Annotated in this window: 20 protein-coding genes and 1 pseudogene; 8 read left to right on the top strand and 13 right to left on the bottom strand. The window is 60.6% G+C overall.

The features are described from left to right. Positions 1-295 precede the first annotated feature (295 nt). The 3 genes from CQ12_RS38940 to CQ12_RS38950 form a co-directional block, all read right to left on the bottom strand. Entirely contained in the window at positions 296-586 is a 291-nt protein-coding gene (locus CQ12_RS38940) for a hypothetical protein (RefSeq protein ID WP_057840518.1), read from the bottom strand. Positions 587-619: 33 nt separating this feature from the next. Further along, positions 620-859, bottom strand: a complete 240-nt coding sequence (locus tag CQ12_RS44685; RefSeq protein WP_157088753.1) for a hypothetical protein — start codon at positions 857-859, stop codon at positions 620-622. Positions 860-1,272: 413 nt separating this feature from the next. Then, the gene (locus tag CQ12_RS38950; RefSeq protein WP_057840542.1) at positions 1,273-1,512 is read right to left on the bottom strand and encodes a PilZ domain-containing protein; all 240 of its coding nucleotides are present in this window, start codon (positions 1,510-1,512) and stop codon (positions 1,273-1,275) included. Positions 1,513-2,038: 526 nt separating this feature from the next. Here CQ12_RS38950 and CQ12_RS38955 point away from each other — a divergent pair. From CQ12_RS38955 to mtnK, 3 genes are all read left to right on the top strand, one after another. Beyond that, positions 2,039-2,392 carry a hypothetical protein gene (locus CQ12_RS38955; protein WP_057840520.1) on the top strand — a complete coding sequence of 118 codons (354 nt, stop codon included), beginning with the start codon at positions 2,039-2,041 and terminating at the stop codon, positions 2,390-2,392. A gap of 32 nt (positions 2,393-2,424) precedes the next feature. Then, complete coding sequence (locus CQ12_RS38960) at positions 2,425-3,033, top strand: class I SAM-dependent methyltransferase (protein WP_057840521.1); 609 nt, start codon at positions 2,425-2,427, stop codon at positions 3,031-3,033. Positions 3,034-3,164: 131 nt separating this feature from the next. Continuing rightward, positions 3,165-4,475, top strand: a complete 1,311-nt coding sequence (gene mtnK / locus CQ12_RS38965; protein ID WP_057840522.1) for an S-methyl-5-thioribose kinase — start codon at positions 3,165-3,167, stop codon at positions 4,473-4,475. Between the two features lie 24 nt (positions 4,476-4,499). Here mtnK and CQ12_RS38970 read toward each other — a convergent pair whose 3' ends face one another. After that, a complete protein-coding gene (locus CQ12_RS38970; protein WP_057840523.1) occupies positions 4,500-5,078 on the bottom strand; it encodes a GrpB family protein in 579 nt (192 codons plus the stop codon). Between the two features lie 291 nt (positions 5,079-5,369). On the opposite strand from CQ12_RS38970, the gene CQ12_RS38975 reads away from it, so the two are divergent. Continuing rightward, positions 5,370-5,846, top strand: a complete 477-nt coding sequence (locus tag CQ12_RS38975) for a hypothetical protein (protein WP_057840524.1) — start codon at positions 5,370-5,372, stop codon at positions 5,844-5,846. Positions 5,847-6,019: 173 nt separating this feature from the next. On the opposite strand, the gene CQ12_RS38980 is transcribed toward CQ12_RS38975, so the two are convergent. From CQ12_RS38980 to CQ12_RS38995, 4 genes are all read right to left on the bottom strand, one after another. Next, positions 6,020-6,637, bottom strand: coding sequence for a hypothetical protein (locus CQ12_RS38980; RefSeq protein ID WP_057840525.1), 618 nt, complete (start codon positions 6,635-6,637; stop codon positions 6,020-6,022). 42 nt (positions 6,638-6,679) lie between these two features. Then, a complete protein-coding gene (locus CQ12_RS38985; protein WP_057840526.1) occupies positions 6,680-9,871 on the bottom strand; it encodes an efflux RND transporter permease subunit in 3,192 nt (1,063 codons plus the stop codon). A 3-nt stretch (positions 9,872-9,874) separates the two neighbouring features. Further along, a complete protein-coding gene (locus CQ12_RS38990) occupies positions 9,875-10,996 on the bottom strand; it encodes an efflux RND transporter periplasmic adaptor subunit (RefSeq protein ID WP_057840543.1) in 1,122 nt (373 codons plus the stop codon). A gap of 469 nt (positions 10,997-11,465) precedes the next feature. After that, positions 11,466-11,792 carry a hypothetical protein gene (locus CQ12_RS38995; RefSeq protein ID WP_057840527.1) on the bottom strand — a complete coding sequence of 109 codons (327 nt, stop codon included), beginning with the start codon at positions 11,790-11,792 and terminating at the stop codon, positions 11,466-11,468. Positions 11,793-12,313: 521 nt separating this feature from the next. Between CQ12_RS38995 and CQ12_RS43105 the strand changes: the two genes are divergently transcribed. The 3 genes from CQ12_RS43105 (at position 12,314) to CQ12_RS39005 (ending at position 14,074) form a co-directional block, all read left to right on the top strand. Then, positions 12,314-12,559: a DUF3551 domain-containing protein gene (locus CQ12_RS43105; protein WP_347337460.1), complete on the top strand. Its 246-nt coding sequence runs from the start codon at positions 12,314-12,316 to the stop codon at positions 12,557-12,559. Between the two features lie 111 nt (positions 12,560-12,670). Next, complete coding sequence (locus tag CQ12_RS39000) at positions 12,671-12,976, top strand: HdeA/HdeB family chaperone (protein WP_057840528.1); 306 nt, start codon at positions 12,671-12,673, stop codon at positions 12,974-12,976. Between the two features lie 342 nt (positions 12,977-13,318). Further along, the gene (locus CQ12_RS39005) at positions 13,319-14,074 is read left to right on the top strand and encodes a F0F1 ATP synthase subunit A (protein WP_057840529.1); all 756 of its coding nucleotides are present in this window, start codon (positions 13,319-13,321) and stop codon (positions 14,072-14,074) included. Between the two features lie 48 nt (positions 14,075-14,122). Here CQ12_RS39005 and CQ12_RS39010 read toward each other — a convergent pair. From CQ12_RS39010 to CQ12_RS39030, 5 genes and pseudogenes are all read right to left on the bottom strand, one after another. After that, a pseudogene (locus CQ12_RS39010) lies at positions 14,123-14,989 on the bottom strand (translation factor GTPase family protein); the annotation flags it as partial. 105 nt (positions 14,990-15,094) lie between these two features. Then, complete coding sequence (locus CQ12_RS39015; RefSeq protein ID WP_057840530.1) at positions 15,095-16,129, bottom strand: ABC transporter permease; 1,035 nt, start codon at positions 16,127-16,129, stop codon at positions 15,095-15,097. A gap of 10 nt (positions 16,130-16,139) precedes the next feature. Continuing rightward, a complete protein-coding gene (locus CQ12_RS39020; protein WP_057840531.1) occupies positions 16,140-17,639 on the bottom strand; it encodes a sugar ABC transporter ATP-binding protein in 1,500 nt (499 codons plus the stop codon). Between the two features lie 6 nt (positions 17,640-17,645). Further along, positions 17,646-18,665: a sugar ABC transporter substrate-binding protein gene (locus tag CQ12_RS39025; protein WP_057840532.1), complete on the bottom strand. Its 1,020-nt coding sequence runs from the start codon at positions 18,663-18,665 to the stop codon at positions 17,646-17,648. A 152-nt stretch (positions 18,666-18,817) separates the two neighbouring features. Then, entirely contained in the window at positions 18,818-19,219 is a 402-nt protein-coding gene (locus CQ12_RS39030) for a globin (protein ID WP_057840533.1), read from the bottom strand. A 466-nt stretch (positions 19,220-19,685) separates the two neighbouring features. Between CQ12_RS39030 and CQ12_RS39035 the strand changes: the two genes are divergently transcribed. Further along, positions 19,686-20,060 (top strand): DUF2946 domain-containing protein, encoded by a 375-nt coding sequence (locus CQ12_RS39035; RefSeq protein WP_057840534.1) that lies wholly within the window; start codon positions 19,686-19,688, stop codon positions 20,058-20,060. Positions 20,061-20,323: the final 263 nt, after the last annotated feature.

Below are 20,323 nucleotides of genomic sequence, written 5' to 3' on the forward strand. Positions count from 1 at the left end.
TAGGCAGCTGACGTTCTCAGCCAGCGGCGCGCGACCGGGTGGTGAAAAGGATTGAGCCGCCTCACGTGCGTCCGCCTGCGCTGGGGGAACTTATTTATGGCCCCTCACGGTCAACGGGCTTGGCAGAGTTTAACCTTGCCGGTCCAGCGCGCCAGTCACTAGCGCGTTTTTCTTTTCCGCAACAGACCGCCTCGGCATGCAAACAATGACCCCGCGAGGATGACTTTTGGCCCTTTTCGGACCGAGCTCGATGTCCGAGTTGAGTCCGTAACGCGCAGCAAAGCGGACGTTGCGGCTATCCATCGAGATCCACAAGATACACAACGTTAGTGTCACTTGATGGCTCGGTCGATTGCGTTGCTTTGCGATAAAGAGCTGCTTCTTCGGCGGTAGCCAACCTGATCTTCATCGTGGCGCTGGCATCGCACAACGGCGTGCCATGAGACGTGATTGTACTCAGCTTGGCGCGTAACTGACCGTGTTCGCAAAGACGTTCCGCATCCGCGTGCCTCTTAGCCTGCAACGCAAGCGTTGGCCTGTCGTTGATCTCAATCGTGAATATCGAGAATGAGAAGCGGTGGTCCATTTGATCTCCGCCCTCCTTTTATGGACCTACATATCAATCCGTCAGCAGATCATAGTCCCGACGCAAGACAGCCTGAACGTGAACCGCGGCGCGCGCGGCAGTGTTGGCATCTGCCGAGCCCGCTGCAAGCACGCACAGCGACCAGTTATTTTCAGCGGGCTTTGCAACACGATTGATCGCAATTTCCCGGACGTCATGACAACCGGGCTGCTGTCTCACTTCTTGCAACGCTCGACGCTGCAATTCCGGCAGTGAAACGCGGATCTTTGGCATAGGGTTGGCTCGGCTGTTTGGGGCCGCTCGGCCTATTCCTAACAGAATAGCAGCAATTCGGGTTCCACTTGCGAGAACCGCCCGGGACGTTGCGCCATCCCTAGGCCAAGAGCAAAATCGATTGTGAGAATTACGAGACGCCCAATGCAGAAGGGCCGACCAAAGGCGGCGGGCCCGCCGCCGCGATGGATCCATCTGCCATGGAGGAGACCAACTGCCTGATGGCCTGCGACGCCAATCGGGAGCAATTGCGGCGCCGGGCAGGCTTCACTCAACAGGAACCGTCCCGTTGCCGCACATCTTTCGCAGCGGGAAATGAAAGCATCTCCGGTCCCCGGTTTGCGTCGGACAACTGGGCCTTCGACGACCCCTGAGAGGGCAGCGTCTCGTGCAAATGAAGGCAAGCGTTAAATCTAGTCGAAAGCGACGCCGATCCGCTTGTCGCTTCGCCAGGCAACGTGGCAGTGGCGAGGCGTCTGATCACCGGAGATCTGCAACCAGAAAGTATCGGGAATGCCGAGCGGACTGGCGACCTCAATCGCGGCACCCGTATCCGATATATTCCGGATGGTGCAGTCGATGACGCCGCCATTGAACTCGATCGATCCTGCCTTCAAGACCCGGTGCCGGGGTGCCGCGCGGTGGTTGTCCATCACCTGAAGCGCTTCAGGCGCCTTGGGCTTTGCTTCCTTCGCCGCTTGTTGCTGCACCAGCTCGTCGGCGTGCCGCGTTGCGGCCTGGATGGTTGCCTCGGTCAGCGTGGGCCTGATTCTGGCCCAGGCGAGCCGGAAGCGGACCTGGCAGTCCTTGAAATTGATGGCGGGCCCCCGGTCATTGGGGGTCGGGGGGAGGCCATAGGCCGTGCAGGCCCACCACCAGTGTGGGCCATCCGCCTGCTTCATGATCCGTCCGACCGGGAAGCCGCGCCAGACCACCTCAAAGTCGTCGTCCTGGCGGGCGCCGCCAATGACGGTGGGCCGCAATGCAATCGTTTCCAGATCGTCAGTCGTCATCGGATGTCCCTGATCCGATCTTGAGGGGCCGGACGATACCGTTAGTCACATCCCGGCGATCGGGACAATAGCCGCCAGTCGACTTCAAAGAGTAAATTCCGGTTCTGACAAATCCGGCGGGATCGGCTAGTTATGCCGCCGGGTCGGTTCCGGCTGGGGGAAAGCAATGAATTTTCAGCGCATTTTATTATTGTTTGTGGTCTTGCTCGCTGCCGGCCTTGCCGGATCGTTCTACATGAACTGGAAGACCCTGGGGCAGCTTCGGACCGTCAAGGCATTCGTGGAAGGCTCGGTCTTTGCCGATGCGGTAGCGGCCTGCGAGCGGGCGCAAAGCACGACCCCGTTCAAATGGACCGACGGCAAGCGGACCGCCGTCATCGGCCTGACCTCCGTCAAACTGAACAAGGACACGATCCTCCCGCACTACACGCTGGTCGCCGACAGCGTCTATTGCGACTATGACCCGATCAAGAAAAAGGCCGATATCGGATCGAACTTCCTGGAACGGGAAACATTTTAGGCGCGGGCGAAACGTGGCGCGCGGGTTTGCAAATGGCGTCGAAAGAAGCCGAAGCGATCATCGACCTGTACCAGCGCAAGGCGCTGGACTGGATCGAGAGTCGCGCACGCACCAAACTTATTGAAAAGCCCTGGCTCGACCGCTTCCGGGCGCTACTGCCGCCGGCAGGTCCGATCCTCGATCTCGGCTGCGGCTCCGCCGAGCCGATGGCCGCGTATCTGATCGGGCTTGGTCATCCCGTCACCGGCGTGGATTCCTCACCGGCGATGATCGACGCGTGCCGAAAGCATTTTCCCAGGCAGGAGTGGATCGTCGCCGATATGCGAAAGCTTGCCTTGCAGCGGCGGTTTTCCGGCATCCTGGCGTGGGACAGTTTCTTTCATCTCTCTTACGACGACCAACGCCGGATGTTTCCGGTGTTTCGGGAACACGCAGCGCCAGGCGCGGCGCTGATGTTCACCAGCGGCCCCGTGCATGGCGAGGCGATCGGAAATTTCGGCGGCGAGCCGCTGTATCATGCGAGCCTGGATCCCGCTGAGTATCGTTCATTGCTCGATCAGATCGGGTTTCGTGTGGTCTCGCATGTCGTCGAGGACTCCGATTGCGGCGGCCACACCATCTGGCTCGCGCAGCTCATTTGAGACGCCGGAGCAATTGCCGACGATGAACGCGCTGGCGGCCGGCTGCGCCTTGCGGCTATGATCCGGTCAAGAACGGCCGGATCAAACGGGAGTGAACCGCAACTCTCGACGCCGGCAACGGGGGGACCACGATGAGTTCACAGCGCCGATCATCGGCCGATCAGCGGCAGGACGAATATCGAATTCTGCATGAAGCCGATCTGCGGGATTATCTCGCAGGGCTTCCTGAGGTCGCCGCCCGTCTCGGCGGTGTTCCGGCTTCATGGTCGATCAGCGAAGTCGGCGACGGCAACCTCAACCTCGTCTTCATCGTCAAGGGCGCTGCGGGCGGCGTCGCCGTCAAGCAGGCGCTTCCTTATGTGCGCCTCGTCGGCGAGAGCTGGCCGCTGCCGCTGTCGCGCTCGCATTACGAATATCTGGCGCTGACGCATCAGGCGCGGCTGGCGCCCGGGCTGGTGCCCGCGGTGCTGCACCACAACGAGGGGCTGGCGCTCGTCGTCATGGAACTGCTCGAGCCGCATATCATCATGCGCAAGGGGCTGGTGGCCGGCGCGCTCTATCCGCGCTTCGCCGGGGACATCACGACGTTTCTGGCGCGGACGCTGTTCTTCTCTTCCGATCTGGCGGTGACCGCTGCGCACAAGAAGGAGGGGATCGCGGCCTTCGCCGGCAACCACGCGCTCTGCAAGATCACGGAAGACCTGATCTTCACCGATCCCTACCGCGTGGCCGAGCAGAACCGCTGGACGCAGCCGTGGCTCGATGCGACCGCGGCGGCTTTTCGCGAAGACCTCGACCTGCATGCTGCGATCTCGCGGCTAAAACTGAAATTCATGGCCTCTCCGGAAGCCCTGATCCATGGCGACCTCCACACCGGCTCGATCATGGTGACGGAAAGCGCAACCATGGTGATCGATCCTGAATTTGCGTTCTACGGACCGATGGGCTTCGACATCGGCGCGGTCATCGCCAATCTCCTGATGGCGTATCTGGCGTCCGCCGGTCATGAGCGCACGGCGGGCGAACGGCGGCTGTTCGAGGCCTGGGTGCTGGAAACGGTCGAGGACGTCTGGACCGAGTTCGCCAGCGAGTTCCTCGAGCTCTGGCGCACGGAAGGCCACGGTGACGGCTATCCGCGAACGCTGTTTCCTGGCGAGGCGGGAGCCTTACGTCTGGAGGCCGAGCGGCAGGCCTACATGGCACGGCTGTTCCGCGACACCGTTGGCTTCTCGGCCGCAAAAATCATCCGCCGCATTCTGGGCCTGGCGCACAACATCGACTTCGAACTGATCGAAGACCCGAAGCGGCGGGCGATCTCCGAAGCACGCAGCCTGCGGCTGGCGCGCGCGATGATGGTGGATGCGGAGTCGTTCCCGACGATTGGCGCCGTGACTAAAGCAGCGCGGGAAGTCCGCGATTGGCAGCCGGATTTCGCCGAATGAGAGCCGGCGCTGGTGAGGCGTTTGCTAACAGCGCCGAACGCCCGTACGGGCCGCCTGATCTGTCGCATGCGCGCGCCACGCGTGGGCCTTGGCCGTCGTCTCTTCGATGAAAATCGTCTTGCCGTTTCGATAGGCCGCGATGTTGTCGTTCGATGAGGCGGCAAGCGCGCGCTTGATACTGGCGTAGGCCATGGCTGTCTCAGGATGTGCGCGAAGATAGTCGCGAAACACCAGAAACGCTTCCCAGCGAGGATTGGACGGCTCCATCAAATGGATATGATGAGTCCACGGTCCGGGAGGCCCCTTGCGGAAAAACATCTCGCCAGGGAGCCACGACGCATATTCCGGCAGGTATTTGTAGCCAAGCGCTTCGATCGGCGCGATGCATCGTTTTCCCGCCTCTTCGAGGCTGGGTACGCCCACTAACAGATCGATGATGGGTTTCGATGGGAGACCCGGGATCGCCGTGCTGCCCATGTGCTCAATGGCCAAAGCAAACGAACTGAGAGCGTTCGTGATCCTCGCGCGCTCCTGCTCGAACAGCGCTGGCCAATTCGGATCATAGTCCGAGATGACAATTGACCCGGCTCCGTATTTCTCCATGCGCAGCCCTGATTGCTTTTCGTGGTACTGTATCACAGAGGTAGCGGTTGGGGCATCACTACCGGGTTATCACCCCCCGCCGCCGACCCCTGGTTATCGCTGAATCGCGCATGGCCGCGATGGCGGCAATCCCTTGTGGTTCCAGAATTAACCGCCAGCGCGGACATCAAGGTTAACTAGCAAGCTTACTCAATGGTTTCGGTTTGCTCGCTTCCGCAGGCGAGCTAACCGTCAAAGCTGCTTTTTCGAGATAGTTCGGTCCAGCACATTTTTCATTCAGGGAGCATTCCCATGGTACGTACAGTAAAACCGCCAATTCTAGACGCGATCGATCTCGAACGCGAGATTGAGAAGGAGTTTCGCAAATTGCCGCAGCACGAATCCGGCCCGACCGAATTCGCGCCGCTTTCCGTACGCGCTCCGGACCTGGGAATGCCAGACTATGTGGAGCACAATGACGGCGCTACCGAGATCGGCAGATTGTCGGCGGAAGCTGTTGTCCGGGAATATGAAGCCGCGGCGAAAGACATCGAGGCGCTGGGCGTCGAGCTCATCGAGCAGGCCAAGAAATGCGAGGCCATGACTCGCGATGCGCTCGTGGTCACCGAAGAACTGAAGGAAACCGCAGCGCGCTATCGCGCGGAGGCCAAACGCGTCTTCGTCCAGATTGAGAGCTGCTCGTTGCTGACGGCGGAAGTCCGCAAGATCTGTGAGGAAATGAAGGACAAGATCGCAAGCCCGGCCAAGGCCGAAGCCAAAGCTGGATAGAACTGAAGCTTCGTATGGAGCGGCCTTCCACGAGAGCGTCGGGTTCTCGGCGGCGAGGGGTGTCCGCTGCACTCCGGGGCCTCGCCCATGCCGTGGACCTCGAACCGATCGAAGACCCGAAGCGGTGCGCGGCTTCCGTCGGACACAAAAACGATGCTTCCCGGTCGAGTTGCTTACATAGCAAAATCGGCGCGATCACTTCCAACAATGATAGTTGACGCTATCGTACCCAGCGACGTCGGATTGGCGTCCGGCACCAGGAAGTATTGTCCGACCTTGATGTCCGCGACGGCCGTTGCAACAAGCATGACCACCTTGACGTTCGTCGGCATGGCCATCCTCTTCTGCCCGCCTGGGTTCTTTATTGTCAGGGTTTGGTCCACATTGTCGACCACCGAACCCTCAATGTAGCTCAGGATTTCGTTGCTTTTGCTGGCTACAGAACGGACCGTATCGTTTGGCTCGCGTTTGGGATCGTCGGGAAAGATGTAGATCTCCACCACTTTCGGGCTCATGTCGGCGAAGCCCATCTGCTCGATTGAGGTGGTGCCGACCAGGCTACCGCGTTTGATATCAGCAAGGGACGCTTGGTTCAGTCTGAAGACTTGCACGTCATCCGCAAGCTTCACGTTTGTCATCGTTCCGTCGCGGGCTTTCACGGTTAATTTCTGGCCCGACACACTTTCGATTTTGCCGCGTAACGTCAGAGGAACCTGCGCCATCGCGATCGAGATTACCAGCGAAAGCGCAATGGCGCCCGGAGCAAGCATCCTTTGGAGCGTCGGTATCATGTCCGTCCTCCATTGTGAGATATCGGAGCTATAAGGCTGGCGCTATTCCGCGGCGGTATGCTCGCGCGCGGCTGATGCAGGCTCAACCTGCTTCTCCGATGCAGTGTGCTCAGCCACGGGACGCGACCCCGACCCCACACGCTCGCGAATTGCCTGGAATACGACGTAGAGCGGCGGGATTGCAAAAATTCCGACGAAAGCGGTCAGCATCATTCCGCCGAAAACGGGGGTGCCGACGCCGCGCCGCGCCAATTCGGAGGCGCCCGACGCCACGACCAGAGGGAGTAGACCGAGGATGAAGGCAAACGAGGTCATCATCACCGGACGGAAGCGCAGGCGGGCCCCTTCGGTTGCCGCTTCGTGCAGAAGAACCCCATGCTCGCGCTGTTCCTTGGCGAACTCAACGATCAGAATGCCGTTCTTGGCTGCCAGACCGATCAGCACAACCATGCCGATCTGCGCATAGAGATCCAGCGCGAGCCCGAACAAGAGGATCGCTCCAAAGCACCCAAGAATGCCGATCGAAACCGAAAGCAGCACCGGAATCGGAATATTCCAGCTTTCATACAGTGCGACCAGGAAGAGATAGGCAAACAACACAGCGAAGGCGAGAATGATGCCCGTCCATCCTTCCGCTCGCTTTTCCTGGAATGCCGTGTCGGTCCATTCCCCGGCATATCCCGGAGGAAGCGTATTCTCGGCCACCTGCTCGAACACCTTGAGAGCCTGGCCCGACGATACTCCCGGCGCAGGGTTTCCCTGGATGGTCGCGGCGCGAAGGTTGTTGTAGCGGATGATCGCGGGCGGGCCGACGACGGCACGTACCTCAACCAGGCTGCGCATCGGGATCATTTGTCCCTCAGCATTGCGCACATTGATGCGATAGATGTCATCGATCTTCGACCTGTCAGCGGCATCTGCCTCCACCTGCACCTGCCAGGTACGACCGAAGAGATTCACGTTGTTGACGAAATAGCCGCCCAATGACGCCTGCAGCGCCTGGAAGACGTCACTCAGCTGAACGCCCAGGATTTGAACCTTGTCGCGATTGATATCGAGATAAACTGAGGGATTGTCGGCCGAGAACGTGCTGAAGACGCCGCGGAGTTGCGGATTCCCGTTGGCTGCCACGACCAACCCACGCAGAACCTGTGCAAGTCGTCCGGAATCGCCGCCTTGCAAATCCTGGAGCACATAGGCAAAGCCTCCTCCCGTGCCGAGCCCGACTATGGGCGGCGGCGCCATGGGGACGACGGCCCCGCCCTCGATGTCCCGGAATTTGGTCCGGAGCCTCGCGATGACGTCTCTCGCCCCGAGTCCGCCGCTCAGGCGATCCTCAAAGGGCTTGAACGTCACCACCATGAAACCGGCGTTGGACGCCGAATAATTGTCAATGAAGTTCAACCCGATGACGGAGTTGTATTCCGCCACGGCCGGGTCCGCTTTTACGATTGCTTCGGCCTGGCGCATCACCTCCGAGGTTCGGGCAACCGAAGACCCGCCCGGCAACTGGACAATGACGAATATGGCGCCCTGATCATCCTCGGGCACAAATCCCGTGGGCGTCACCTTGGCGAGGGCGAATGTCCCTGCGCCTGCCACGAGCACCATCGCGATCCCGATGACGGAGAAGCGGACAAGGCGCGCGACAATGGCGCCATAGCCGTCGCGGACCTGGTCGATCGATCGCGACAACCAGCCGATGACGCCGCGCTTCGGGCCATGACTGGGTTTGAGCAGGATGGCGCATAACGCCGGAGAGAGAGTGAGCGCGTTGATCGCGGAAAGCAACATCGACACCGAGACCGTCACGGCAAACTGGCGGAACAGCTCGCCGGAAATGCCCGGGATGAAGGCGATCGGCACGAACACCGAGAGCAGCACCAGGGTAATCGCGATGACCGGTCCCGTGATCTCCGCCATGGCCTGCTTGGTCGCGTCGGCGCGCGAGAGCTCGGGATGCTCCTCCATCACCCGCTCCACGTTCTCGAGCACCACGATGGCGTCGTCGACAACGATGCCGATCGCAAGCACGACCGCGAGCAGCGAGACCGTATTGGCTGAAAATCCGACCGCCTTGAGCGCGATGAACGTTCCTATCAGGCTCACCGGCACTGCCAGGGTTGGAATCAACGTGGCCCGCAGACTCCCGAGGAACAGGAATACGACCAGTACGACCAGAATGAAGGCTTCGACCAGCGTCTTCTTGACCTCATGCATCGTATCGGTCACGAAGACCGTCGGGTCGTACGTAATCTTCCAGACAAGGTCCTCGGGAAACCTCTTTTCGAGCTGGGCTAGTTTGGCACGCACCGCCTTGACTGTCTCGATCGCGTTGCTGCCCGGCGATTGGTAGATGACCACCGCGGCCGCATCCTGGCCATTATAGCGGGTGTCGCGATCGAGATTGGCGGCGCCGAGTTCGACGCGCGCGACATCGCCAAGTCTCAGGACGGACCCGTCCGGGTTGGTGCGGATCACGATCCTGGCGAATTCCTCCGGCGAAGCCAGCCGCCCCTTGGTATTGATGTTGAGTTGCAACTGCTGATCATTGAACATCGGCCGGGCGCCAATCCGCCCCACGGCCGCCTGCGTATTCTGCGACTGGATCGCGTTGATAATGTCCTTGGTCGTCAGGTTGAGCCCGGTCAAGGCATCGGTGTTGACCCAGGCACGAATGGCGTAGTCTTGTGGCGCAAACAGGTACGCGTCGCCGACCCCCGGCGAACTCTTGATCGGGTCAAGCAGGTTGATGGTCACGTAGTTCGACATGAACAGCGGATCATGTGTCTTCTTGGGCGAATACACCGTCACGAAGGCGAGAATCGCGGTGGACTTTTTCTTGACGGTGATGCCCTGTTGCTGAACTTCGGGTGGCAGCTGAGCGAGCGCGGTCTGAACCCGGTTGTCGACATTGACCGTGTTGATGTCTGGATTGGTGCCGAGCTCGAATGACACTGTCAGGCTGTAGCTCCCGTCATCTCCGCTCGTGCTCTTCATGTAGATCGCTTTGTCGACGCCGACGACTTGCGCCTCGATCGGCTGAGCGACCGTGGCGTCCACCACCGCGCCGCTGGCGCCAGGATACGACGTCGTCACCGACACCTGCGGGGGTACGATGTCGGGATACTGCGCCACCGGCATGGCGAGGTAGGCGAGTGCACCGGCAATCGTCGTGACGATCGCGATCACGATCGCTAGCCGCGGACGATCGACAAAGATGGCCGAAAGCATTCCTCAGCTCCGCTTGGGCGATGGCTCCGACGCCGACGTGGTGACAGCCGCATCGGGCCGCAATGACTGGATTCCCTCGACGATCACCTGCTCGCCGCCGGTGAGGCCTTGCTCCACGATGACGCCAGTTCCGCTTGGACCGCCTGTGCGGATCCGGCGCACCGTGGCTTTACCCTGGTCCGCCACAAAGACGTAGACACCTTCCTGGTCGGAGATCAGCGCAGATTGCGGAATCGCGATCTTCTCCTCCGCCGTGCTCTTCTGCAGACCGACGCGGACGAGCTGGCCGTCAATCAACGAACCATCGGGGTTAGGAAAGGTCGCGCGCACCAGGACGGTATCCGTGCCGCGATTGACGGTTACATTGATGAAATTGATGGTGCCCGGATGCTTGTAGGGCTTGCCGTCGCTGAAATACACCGTTGGCTTTATGCCAGTGGGGTCAATGGCACGCGCTTCCTCCTGGGCAGCCGCGAGCTCTCGCTCACTGACCGGAAATTCCACGTAGGTGGGATCCAGGCTGACAATGGTCGTCAGGACGCCGCTTTGCGCGCTGACGACATTGCCTTTTGTAATATTGGTTTTTCCAATCTTTCCGCTGATCGGAGAGGCGATATCGGTGTATCCGAGATTGATCTTAGCAGTCTGCAGATTGGCCTGATCGAGGATCAATGTGGCACTTGCAGATTTATCAGCTGCAAGCGCTTGGTCTCGAGCGACCTCGGTGCCCACCTGTTTCTGCAGCAATTCCTGCGCTCGCTGCAATTGAACTTCGGTCAGTTGCTTTGCGGCCTGACTTTTCTCCAGCGCCCCTTCCGCTTGCCCTACGGCAGCCTCGAAGAGACCCTTCTCGATCCGGTAGAGCGGTGCTCCCTCCTTGATGGCGTCGCCTTCCTTGAAGAGTACTTCCTCGAGATAGCCGGTGATCCGGGCTCTCACTTCTACCCGCTGAACTGCTTCGACCCGACCCACAAGATCGAGCATCCTAACAACCGGCTTCCGTTCCGCCGTGATGACTCGCACGGGTACAGCCGCCGGCTTCTGGGCTGACTGAGCGATAGCCGTAGACGGCACCCCGACCAGCAACAACAGGACTGTGAATATCGCGCGCACGATCGGCTCCATTTCCAGCACGTCGTTGAAACCACGACCGGCTTCCATTTCCAGCGCGTTGCTGAAGCGAAATCGATGCGCGTTCCGGAAATGGTTCGCTCGATCTACATCGAAGTTTTTCTAACGCTCGTCCGCTCGGCTCAGTGGTTTGAGCACCGCTGCGCGTCTGCCTGGACAGATTGGCTTGCACTGCTCCAGGATTCTCATTCCGGTTGCCGGCTCATGCACAGTCGCGGCTTCTCTGGAAGGTGGTAGATTCACCTCTTTTCATGCAGCTCGGAATCGCTGTGCGCGCGTCTCGCTGATGACCGATCGCGACAGACTTCGCAAAGCAGCTTCCGACGAGCTGACCTCAGCATCGTTCAAGGAGATCCGCGCGTGTTGATACAAATCAATATTCTGCAGGGGGCATTACGTCATTGATACATATTGGTCAGCGTTTTTGACTGAGCGACTTCTCTCCAAGCCGCTTGTTGCGGCGCTATTTGTCTTGCACAAAGCCTAGCGGGACCGTGCCTTCGCACCCTTTGGCGCTGCCTTCGATAACCCGGACAAATGCCGTCAGGTCGCCACGGCTGAAAACCGTTATTTTGCTGCCCTGCGGCGTCTTGCATGCGAGCAATGGCGCGACCGCGGTCTCGTCGGGAGCACCGCCTTGGGCGATTCTTTCGAAGTGGCTGAGCGCATCACTGTCCTTGAACACCCAGACGTTTGGCGACGAGAGTTTGCTGCGCAGCACCGCAGCTTCGGCCTTCGGCGCGAGCAGGGAGGCAAGCAGGATGCCGACCAGGATCAGAATGTTCTTCATCGACGATTTCCCTCGGCGCGATCCCAATGGCTACCGAGCAGCCCATCGACATTCTCGACGGTCGCTATGGACCATCGCAGTAGACAGGTAGTGGTGCCTACGTCCTTAAGGATCGAACGATCCGACGAGGCGGCGCCGCCACAACCTGCGGCGCAGCGTTTTTCAGCCGGGGAGGGTCTGTTCCTGTTGATCTAGATCAACGAGTGCAAGGCCCAACAGGCAAGCATCTTGGCACGGCCACAGCAGGTGGTGCCTATGCTGTTTGAGCCCGAACCGAACGACTCGACGAGACAGCGCTCTAAGCGCTTCGACAGGCTGGCTGGTCTGCTTTGGCTCCTGGGAACGGTAGGTGTCATTGTTGTGCTTATTTATTTGTTTGGATTCCTTGACTAGTACCCATCGCCTCGGGTCAGCTGCAGAAGCGTATTGAGCGTATTGATTGTATTCTCCAACGACTGCCAGGTTCGCCGGACAAGAGGCCACATCGCTGGATCTATCTGATGCTCCGTTTAATCGCTGCGATGCCACTAGTTGCGATGCTCTTATTGGTGGGAGCTACCTCAGCTCTCGCTCAGGACTACCCTTGGTGCCTCCAAGGAAGAGATTGGGGTTATCCCGGCCTTTGCCACTTCTGGACCTACGGACAATGTAGGGCAACAGCATCCGGCACCTTCGCATATTGCGGGATCAATCCGCGCTTCGCCTTTGCGCCCCAGCGGCCAGGCTATCGGCCGTGGCTTGCTGAGCCCAGTAACAGACAACGATAGGCGACACACTGCGGCCGTTGGGCACGTCCGCATTACAGCCGAGATGACGCTAAGCTTGGCTACGTCAGACCTGCTATAGTCACTTCAAGCGTCAACCTCCCGGAGAAGATCATGATAAAGTTCGTCGGTGTTGTTGCAGCGTTGATACTCGCGCTCGATGCGATCCCGACGGCTCAAGCGCAGGTCAGCTTAGAGGTCTCGAAGATTACATGTGACCAATTCGCGGGTTACCGAATCACCAATCCCCAAAATATCGCGATCTGGCTAAACGGCTACTATCATGGCAAGCGAGGCTCTACAGTCGTCGATACGCAAAAGCTCCTCGCAGACGCGCAAACCATGGAAAGATATTGTGCTGCCCATCCTCAAGCACTGGTCATGAACGCGGTGGAAACATTGTTCGGTGCGAATAAGTAGGGACTGGTGTCGCTGCGATGACAGGATGGTTGAACAATGTTGTTGTTTGCTGCGGTGCATGAGTCAGCTCATGGCAACTATCGCCCGGTACCAAGCCTCATCCACGTGGGGCAACTCAATCACAGATGGCTGACGTTTGCGAAAACGTGACGGGCATGCTCGCCATCGGGCTGGTCGATCCCAGCGGCATCGCCGCGCGGGCCTTAGAGGAAAGGGCGCCGATGGAGCGGGTTCCGATTGACATACATCAATCCAGGGAACATGAATCGGCCAACGCTGACTGATCGCGAGAATCCGGAATATCAGTGCAAGTGCTGGTCCCCTGGACAAAGAGCCGTGCACATGACCCTCGATCCGATCCACCAGTTCGACATCAAGAACTTTTTTACGATCGGCCACATCGGTGGTCACACGATCTCCTTCACCAACTCAACAGCCTATATGTTGCTCACGGTGGCGGTGATTTGCTTGCTGGCTATACGCGGCATGAAAGGTCGGCAACTGGTGCCCGGCCGTTTCCAGTCTGCGGCCGAATTGACCTACGTGTTCGTGGCCACCATGATCCGGTCCACCGCGGGCGAGGACGGCATGAAGTTCTTCGCGCTGGTGTACTGTCTGTTCATGTTCATTCTGGTCGCGAACGTGATCAGCATCATTCCCTACACATTCACTGTCATGAGCCACATCATCGTCACGGCCTCGTTCGCGTTGCTGGTGTTTTTCACGGTGCTGATCTACGGTTTCTATAAAAACGGACTGAAGTTCTTCAGGATCTTCGTGCCGCCTGGCGTTCCCGGCTACATACTGCCGCTGGTCGTCGCGATCGAGGTCATCTCCTTCCTGTCGCGGCCGCTGTCGCACAGCGTGCGTCTGTTCGCCAACATGCTCGCCGGTCACATTACGCTGAAGGTGTTTGCCGGCTTCGTCGCCTTGCTCGGCACCTCGCTCGGCACGATCGGGTGGATCGGCGGAATAGCGCCGCTCGCATTGACGGTTGCATTGACCGCGCTTGAATTGCTGGTGGCGTTCCTGCAGGCCTATGTATTTGCGATCCTGACCTGCATCTACCTCAACGACGCGCTTCATGGGGGACATTAGGCGGACCCTGCGTGCGCGCCTTAATCCAGCCGCGCAGAAGGATACCGTTCATGCACGCATTCCTATTGCGGGCCGGAATGGCGGATCGTCTTCGGGCAGGGGAACTGGTGTGTAGCGATCGAATTGCATCGTGAAGGTCGCGCGTCCCTGGCTGATCGAGCGTAGGCTATTCACGTACCCGAACATGTTTATGAGTGGCACCGTTGATTTGATGACATTCGCGTTGCGACTCCGGATCTGACCGCGCCGCAAATTCAGGTCGCCGATGACGGCGTCAGCATGTTCTTCCGGGGTCACCACCTCGACCTTCATGATCGGCTCGAGCAGAACGGACTTGCCCTTCAGCAGCGCTTCGCGGAACGCAGCGCGCGATGCGATTTCGAAGGCCACCGGCGAGGAGTCAACATCGTGGTGCTTGCCGTCGACGAGCTGGACCTTGACGTCCACCACTGGAAAGCCGGCGACGACGCCTGAGCCCATCACGCTGTTGAGACCGCTTACGACGCCGGGGATGTATTCCGCGGGAACGGCGTCGCCGGCGGCTTTCGATATGAACTCGAAGCCCTTGCCTGGCTCGTTCGGCTCGACGACAAACTCGACGTGCGCAAACTCACCTTTAGGGCTGATAACCGTCTTGTGCGTATACTTCACGTCGACACGTCGGGTTATGCACTCGCGGAATGCCACCTGCAGCGCACCGATATTGGCGTCGATCTTGTAGGTGCGCCTGAGGATGTCGATCTTGGCATCGAGATGGAGTTCGCCCATACCCTTGAGGATGGTCTGGCCGGACTCATGGTCGGTCGACACACGGAACGATGGATCTTCGGCCGCCAGCTTCGCCAGTGCGATGCCAAGCCTCTCCCGGTCGCTCCCCGATTTCGGTTCGATCGCAACTTCAACCAGCCACGGCGGCTGCGTGTGGATGTCATCCGCCATCGCTCAATCCCAAATCTTCGATCATCCGGCTGGTGAGTAGGCCGCAAGGGATAATACCGGGATTCATCGACAATTGCGCGTTTATTCGGCGGTCCGCTCCCGCAACCGCTGCGCATAGACGTTGATGATGAGCGCCGCCAGCAGGATCAGGCCGCGGATCAGGATTTTCAGAAAACTGTCGATGTTGACGTGGTCGAGCCCGTTGTTGAGGACGCCGAGCACGAACAGGCCGACGATGGTGTTGCCGATGCCGCCGCGGCCACCGAACAGGCTGGTGCCGCCGACCACGACGGCGGCGATGGAATCCAGCAAGTAAGTATCGAACTCGTTCTGCTGCGCGCTGCCAAAATGCGCGACGCCGAGCATGCCGCCGATACCGGCGCAGACGGCCGAAATCACCATCACGCTGCCGAGAATGAGCTTGACGTTGAGGCCGGAGTATTCGGCGGCCTCGCGGTTGCCCCCGACCATGTAGACGTAGCGGCCAAAGCGGGTGTAGGTCAGCACGAGATGGCCGCCGAGCAGCATCAGCGCTGCCACGATCACGATCCAGGGTATGCCGCCGATCGATGTCGATCCGAGTGTTGTGACGAGTGGGGGCACTTTGTAGGCGATCTGCCCGCGCACGAGCAGCGCGGAGATGCCGGCCGCGATCTGCATCATCGCCAGCGTCATGATGAACGAGGGGATGCCGATGACAGTCAGCCCGAACGCATTGACGAGGCCGAGCAGGGCGCACAGCGCCAGCGCCAGCAGGATCGCGGCCCAGCCGGGCATCGGCACGTTGGCGATGTTGACGTAGGATTCCTGCAGCGTGAAATAGGCGACCGCAATGCCGGTGACGTTGGCAATCGCGGCGATCGAGAGGTCGATTTCGGCGCACAGGATCACGAAGGTGAGGCCGACGGCGATGATGCCGGTGACCGAAATCTGCGTCAGGATGTTGCCGAAATTGTCGAGCGTCGCAAAGGAGGGGCTGGCGACCGCGAAGAAGGAGAACAGGCAGATCAGCGTCAGGAACGGCGCGATGTTACGCATCTGCGAGCGCAGGATCGCGGCAAGGCGGTGCGGGCGTTTGCGATCTGCCGCGACTGTCGCGCTGTCACCGGTCGTCATGTCGGTCTCCTCATGCCGCTTCGAGCAGGCGGTCCTTGCTGATCCGTTCGTTGGCAAATTCCCGCACCACCGCGCCGCGTTTCAGCACGATGACGCGGTCGGCGAGCGACAGCACCGTCTCCGGCTCGGTGGAGAGCACGATGACGGCGAGCCCCTTGGCGCGCAGATCCCTGACGATGTGGATGACGTCGTCCTTGGCGCCGACATCCATGCCGCGGGTCGGCTCGCACAGCACCAGCAGCCGCGGCGGGTAGCTCAGCCACTTCGCCAGCGCGACCTTCTGCTGGTTGCCGCCGGAGAGCATGCCGAGATCGAGCTCGACCGCCGCTGGACGGATCCGCAACTGGTCGACCTGCCGCATGGCGATCTCGCGCTCGCGCGACGGCTTGAGCAGCAGGGATGAAATCCGGTCGAGGACGCTGATCGAGATATTCTTGTAGACCGGCTCCTGGTGAAACAGCATATCGCGCCGGCTCTCGGGCACGAAGGCGATGCCGGCGCGCCGCGCGTCGGCCGTGCTGCGGAAGGTCTTTTGGTCGCCCGCGACCGCCAGCGTGCCTTGGTCAGGCCTGAGCTTGCCGAACAGGATTCGCGCCAGTTCGAGCTGGCCGCATCCCATGAAGCCATAGATGCCCAGCACTTCACCGGCGCGGACGTCGAACGAAACATCGCGCAGGCTGCGGGCAAGCGAAAGGCTGCTTGCGTTCAGCACCACCGGCCTCTCGGCAGGCGGCGGCAGCATGATGTCGTGGGTGTAGGTCTCCTCCAGCGCCTCGCGGCCCTTGCCGATCATCGCCTCGATCAGGGCGGGCTTGCTGGTCTCGGCGGCTCTCGTCTCCGCAACCTTCCTGCCGTTGCGGAACACGGTCACGACATCGGAGACGCGCAGGATGTCTTCGATGAAATGCGAAATGAAGACGATGCTGGTGCCTTCGTCGCGCAGCCGCTTCAGCGTCGCGAACAGCCGCTCCACTTCGGGCGGCGACAGCGCCGAGGTCGGCTCGTCCAGGATGATGATGCGGGCGCCCGAGAACAGCACGCGGGCGATCTCGATCAGTTGCTGCAGCCCGATCGGCAGATCGCCGAGCCGCGACATCGGATCGACGTCGATGCCGAACCGCTTCAGCTGCTCGCCGGCCTCCCGCGCCATGCGCCGCCATTGCACGAAGCCTAAGCGGTTGGTCGGCTGGTTGCCGAGAAACACGTTCTCCGCCACCGACAGATCGGGCGCGACGCTCAGTTCCTGATGCACCATGGCGATACCAGCCGCATGCGCGTCGCGCACCGACCGGAAGCGGGTTTCCTTTCCGTCCAGGATGAAGCGGCCGGAAAAATCCGCATGCACGCCGGCGATGATCTTCATCAGCGTGCTTTTGCCCGCGCCATTCTCGCCGACGAGACCGTGGATCTCGCCGGGAGAAAGCGCGAAATCGACACCACGAAGGGCTTCGACGCCGCCGAAGGCCTTCGTGATCTCTTGCAGTTCGAGGATGGGCTGTCCCGCAGGCATGGGGGCTCAGATCAGGAAGTGGTCCTCCATCCATTGCATGCCGGCGGCATTGGCCTTGGTCACGACAGGTCCGTCCGTGATGACGTGCTTCGGAATGCCCTGTCCGCTCTTCTCGCCTCCGGTCACCGCGGCAACGCCGGCGACGATGGCGCCGCCATGGATGCGGCAGGAGGGGTTACGCACGGTCGCGAACATACGGCCTTCGCTCACCGCCTGGATCGCCGGCGGCATGGCGTCGACGCCGCCGATCAGGATGTTGGTGCGATTGCGCGCCTTCATGATGTTGGCGGCGGCAAGCGCCATGTCGTCATTGTGGAAGAAGGCCGCGTCGATCTGCGGGTATTTGGTCAGATAGGTCTCCCACAGGCGCGCGGCCTTCGAGACGTCCCAGTCGGCCGGCTGGGTGTCGAGCACCTCGATGTTCGGGAACTGCTTGACGACGGACTCAAAGCCCTTCGCGCGGCCTTGCGCGCCGGTGTGGCCGAGCGCGCCCTGCGTCATGATGATCTTGCCCTTGCCGCCGATGGCGTTGCAGAGCGCCTGGGTTACGGATGCGCCCATGAATTCATTGTCGGGCGCCAGGAACGAATGCACCTTGATCTGGTCGAGCGGGGCGATCAGCGTGTCCATGTCGATCACGGGAATGCCGGCATCGATCATCTTGTTCACCGGCTGGGTCAGCGTGCCGATGCCGAAGGCCTGGATGGCGACGAAATCCCATTTTTGCGATGCCATATTGTCGATCGCGGCGCGCTGCTTGACCGCGTCGAGCTGGCCGTCAAACCAGGTAACCTCGACATTGAACAGCTTGCCCCACCATTCGGCGGCCTGCTTGCCCTGGGCGCACCACGTCGCCTGCAGGCCGGCATTGGAAAACGCCGCCTTCAGCGGCTTCTCTGACCGCGCGGCGGCAGCCAGCGCCGGGTTTATGCCCAGTCCCCCGAGCAGGGCGGTCGCTGCGCCAGCCGCGCCCGCCGCCTGAAGAAGGTCGCGTCTGGTCGTTGCGGATTTGTCAGTTCCGGACATCGTTTGCTCCCTCGCTTGTCATTGTTATCGCCGTCGGCGTCGATTGCACGCACCGCGGATCGGGGCAGTCTTTCACACTCGGCGAGGTTCCGCCACCGGATGACTTGATCGTCCGTATCAATGAGATCGGGGAAATCTTGGCGCTCGCAGCTTCACTGCGCTGCAACGAGACTTTCGATATCGCCGAGCAATGTCCGCCACGCCGTGTCGATGTCGTCAGACCAGTCCGCGCCGACGACCTCACGCAGCGTCTGCGCGATGATGCCGAAGAACGCCACGAACAATTCGCGCGGCGTGCCGTAGGCGTCGTGCGAGGAGACTTCCGATGTGATCAGGCGGAAATGGCCGGTGCGTTCGCCGGCAAAGTCCAGGATGGCGTCGATCGTCAGCGCCAGCATCGAACCCTTGACGAGTTCGCTGCCCTCGCTGCGGAACATCGTCTGCGCTTCTGGATGCTCCTCGAACAGGCGGCGATAGACCAACGGCGTCAGATCCGAGCAGCGCTCGGCGGCGATCTCAAAACTTCGCTCGATCGGATTTGACGATGACATCATAGCCGCTTGCGATCGTCGTCTCGAAAAAAAAGAGCAGGGCTCGGAGCCCTGCTCAAAAATTGTGTCGACCCTTAATTTCCTCGAAAATTTGGATTTGATCTTGATTGTCGAGGCGACGCTGCTTGTGCGCGTCAGGGCTCCTCCCGAGACTTGGACCACCAAGCTTAACCTCTCGGCCAGCCTGAGCCCGAATTGGTAGACCATCTTTTTCGTCTTGTCATCATTTTCGGCAACGTTTGTTCAAAATTCCAGCACTCTGCGAAATGATTGGGATGCTGCTACTGATGGTTGTGGGTTTAGCTGCAATTCGCCCGGGGCTTGGTATCGGGGTAGGGCGCCCTCGTAATGCTGCAAAACGCATCGCTTTTCGCCCGCTTCTTTCCTTGAAGCCGCAACATAGTTCCGGGAACCTCGTCTCGACTTCGGACTCCTTGAGTGATTAAGGTCTGAAGCGGATGGGTTTGCGATGCGCCGGCGGCTGAAGAATTTCCTGCCAATAGTCCTGATTGCGCTGCTGGTGCAGATTTTTGCACCGGTCGGCGCCTGCTGGGCGGCCAGCATCGCGGCCTCCGATCCGCTCGCTGGTGCCGTGATCTGTCACGGCAATGGCGCTCCCGGCGCCGGGCAGGCCGACCAGACCAATCACCGCGCCCATGACGGATGCTGTTCGGTTTGCAGCGTGCTGCAGACCGGCGCCCCGGTCGACACGCCCGAGATCGCCGACATCGTTACGATCGATCGCCAGCCCGAGCGCGTGGTCTGGATCGAATTCGCCCCCGACCGGTTCGCCTCCCGCGCCGGTTCGCACGCGCAGGCACGTGCGCCACCCTCCGTTTCCTGACCCTCCATCCCTGTCGAGATTGGTGCGGCCTTTGGCCGTCCCGGTTGATTCACATGCGCAGGCCGGCAGAAGACCGGCGTCAGGATCGTTCCTATGTTTCGTTATCGTGCCCTTGCCGGGGTGAGCACGCTCGCATTGTGCTGCGTCTCGTTGGCGTTTCCCTCGGCGACACAGGCGCAGACGGCCAGTCAAAGCCTGCCGGCCGTGACGGTTGATGCACCGCGGCCCGCCGCGGCCCGGCCCGCGGCCCGCAGGCCGGCGGC

This window comes from Bradyrhizobium jicamae (assembly GCF_001440395.1).
GTDB lineage: Bacteria > Pseudomonadota > Alphaproteobacteria > Rhizobiales > Xanthobacteraceae > Bradyrhizobium > Bradyrhizobium jicamae.

Excerpts from the sequence above, each read along its gene's own strand:
- CQ12_RS38970 (WP_057840523.1), bottom strand. The coding sequence starts at position 5,078 with ATGGAGAAATACGGAGCCGGGTCAATTGTCATCTCGGACTATGATCCG.
- CQ12_RS38960 (WP_057840521.1), top strand. The coding sequence starts at position 2,425 with ATGGCGTCGAAAGAAGCCGAAGCGATCATCGACCTGTACCAGCGCAAG.
- CQ12_RS43105 (WP_347337460.1), top strand. The coding sequence starts at position 12,314 with ATGCCACTAGTTGCGATGCTCTTATTGGTGGGAGCTACCTCAGCTCTC.
- CQ12_RS38995 (WP_057840527.1), bottom strand. The coding sequence starts at position 11,792 with ATGAAGAACATTCTGATCCTGGTCGGCATCCTGCTTGCCTCCCTGCTC.
- CQ12_RS38955 (WP_057840520.1), top strand. The coding sequence starts at position 2,039 with ATGAATTTTCAGCGCATTTTATTATTGTTTGTGGTCTTGCTCGCTGCC.
- CQ12_RS38980 (WP_057840525.1), bottom strand. The coding sequence starts at position 6,637 with ATGATACCGACGCTCCAAAGGATGCTTGCTCCGGGCGCCATTGCGCTT.
- CQ12_RS39025 (WP_057840532.1), bottom strand. The coding sequence starts at position 18,665 with ATGTCCGGAACTGACAAATCCGCAACGACCAGACGCGACCTTCTTCAG.
- CQ12_RS39035 (WP_057840534.1), top strand. The coding sequence starts at position 19,686 with ATGCGCCGGCGGCTGAAGAATTTCCTGCCAATAGTCCTGATTGCGCTG.
- CQ12_RS44685 (WP_157088753.1), bottom strand. The coding sequence starts at position 859 with ATGCCAAAGATCCGCGTTTCACTGCCGGAATTGCAGCGTCGAGCGTTG.
- CQ12_RS38950 (WP_057840542.1), bottom strand. The coding sequence starts at position 1,512 with ATGGACAACCACCGCGCGGCACCCCGGCACCGGGTCTTGAAGGCAGGA.
- CQ12_RS38975 (WP_057840524.1), top strand. The coding sequence starts at position 5,370 with ATGGTACGTACAGTAAAACCGCCAATTCTAGACGCGATCGATCTCGAA.
- CQ12_RS38985 (WP_057840526.1), bottom strand. The coding sequence starts at position 9,871 with ATGCTTTCGGCCATCTTTGTCGATCGTCCGCGGCTAGCGATCGTGATC.
- CQ12_RS39000 (WP_057840528.1), top strand. The coding sequence starts at position 12,671 with ATGATAAAGTTCGTCGGTGTTGTTGCAGCGTTGATACTCGCGCTCGAT.
- CQ12_RS38990 (WP_057840543.1), bottom strand. The coding sequence starts at position 10,996 with ATGGAGCCGATCGTGCGCGCGATATTCACAGTCCTGTTGTTGCTGGTC.
- mtnK (WP_057840522.1), top strand. The coding sequence starts at position 3,165 with ATGAGTTCACAGCGCCGATCATCGGCCGATCAGCGGCAGGACGAATAT.
- CQ12_RS39015 (WP_057840530.1), bottom strand. The coding sequence starts at position 16,129 with ATGACGACCGGTGACAGCGCGACAGTCGCGGCAGATCGCAAACGCCCG.
- CQ12_RS39020 (WP_057840531.1), bottom strand. The coding sequence starts at position 17,639 with ATGCCTGCGGGACAGCCCATCCTCGAACTGCAAGAGATCACGAAGGCC.
- CQ12_RS38940 (WP_057840518.1), bottom strand. The coding sequence starts at position 586 with ATGGACCACCGCTTCTCATTCTCGATATTCACGATTGAGATCAACGAC.
- CQ12_RS39005 (WP_057840529.1), top strand. The coding sequence starts at position 13,319 with ATGACCCTCGATCCGATCCACCAGTTCGACATCAAGAACTTTTTTACG.
- CQ12_RS39030 (WP_057840533.1), bottom strand. The coding sequence starts at position 19,219 with ATGATGTCATCGTCAAATCCGATCGAGCGAAGTTTTGAGATCGCCGCC.